Raw genomic sequence first — 1505 nt, forward strand, 5'->3', positions numbered from 1 at the left:
AATTTAAACATTCTGTCTTCTATTTCTGTTGCTAATTTTTCATCTTCTTTCTGTAAATCTTCAAGTATTTCAGTTTGTAAGTCTTTAGGTAAAGCATTAACTATTTCTGCAGCTATATCTAAACCTTTTAATGTTTCTTCTTCTCCAGCACTGATAGTTAAGAGTTCTTCTTCCAGACTTTCTGCAACTGTTTTCAGCATTTGTGATGAGATTTTTTCTAATGTAGCTATTCGCTTTATAACTTCTTCTCTAACATTTGTAACACCAAGTCTTTTAGGTAGATATTGAATAATTTCAGCAGCTTTTTGAGGGTTCATCTGAGATAAAATCAGTGCAATAACTTGAGGATGTTCATTCTGCAAAATGTTAGCTATCATTTTTGGGTCTAACTTTTCCAGTTCTCTAAATATAGCCTTTCCTTCTTCTACAGTTAATGTTTCACCAAATAGTTTTTCAATTTTATCAGGAGGTAAGATTTCCTCAAGAATTTTTCTTATATTGGAAGGGGCAACTTTTAAAGGTGCCATAGACTTTATTTTTTCAAGAGCTTCACTTAAGACCTTTTTTGTTGTTTCTTTATCTGGAGGTTTCATAGATACAATATGCTTAACTAATCTTTCTATTTCTGATTCTTTTAAATGTTTAAAAATTTGCGCGGTTTTTTCTTCAGGTAATAATGACAAAAGTATGGCTGCCTTATCAGCTCCTGTTAACCTATTTTTACTTTTATTTTTCTCATCCGGCATAACAGTTCCTTAGGTATTATTTAGAAACAGCATCCCACACCTTTTCTATTTTTTCTTTTAACGTTTCTGCTGTAAATGGTTTTACAACGTAATTATTTACCCCTGCCTTTATAGCTGCAATAACATTCTCTTTCTTGGCTTCTGCTGTTACCATTAAAACTGGTAAATGTTTTAAATCAGGCTCTTTCCTTATCTCCTGAACAAGCTCAAGACCTGTCATATTTGGCATATTCCAGTCTGTAATAACAAAATCATACTTTTGAGCTTTCAATTTATTTAACGCATCTTTTCCATCTTCTGCTTCATCTATATTTTTATAACCAAGCTGGTCTAATAGAGTTTTTATTATTCTTCTCATTGTTGCCATATCATCAACTACTAAAAATTTTGTATCTGGTGGTGGTAATGCCATTTATACCTCCTTATGTTTAGGTTTTACAGCGTATTTATGAACTAACTTTAACAGGTCTGGTGCATCAAACTTCACAAGATGTGCATCAGCTTCAACCATTTTAGCCTTGTCCACAGTAGCTTTATCACTCAAAGAAGTATTTATTATAACAGGAATTTTTGAAAATTCAGGATGTTGTTTAATTCTTTTTGTAAATGTTAAACCATCCATACCGGGCATTTCTATATCTGATACTATTAATTGAACTTTATCAGTTATATCCATGCCCTCTTCTTTTGCTTCCTGTAAAAGTTTACTTAATATTTCCAGCCCTTCCATTCCATTCTGAGCTTCTATTACTTCATGAC

The 1505-nt window shown here is 32.1% G+C and carries 3 protein-coding genes; all 3 read right to left on the reverse strand.

Going from position 1 to position 1505, the window contains the following annotated elements; all coding sequences use genetic code 11:
- Positions 1 to 746, reverse strand: a 746-nt coding sequence (locus HG1285_RS01830; protein ID WP_008289290.1) for a flagellar switch protein FliG, incomplete at its 3' end; no start/stop codon positions are given.
- A gap of 16 nt (positions 747 to 762) precedes the next feature.
- Positions 763 to 1158 (reverse strand): chemotaxis response regulator CheY, encoded by a 396-nt coding sequence (locus HG1285_RS01825; protein ID WP_008289291.1) that lies wholly within the window; start codon positions 1156 to 1158, stop codon positions 763 to 765.
- Positions 1159 to 1505 (reverse strand): response regulator (locus HG1285_RS01820; RefSeq protein ID WP_008289292.1); only part of this gene is annotated, 347 nt, incomplete at its 5' end.

It is taken from the genome of Hydrogenivirga sp. 128-5-R1-1, assembly GCF_000171895.1.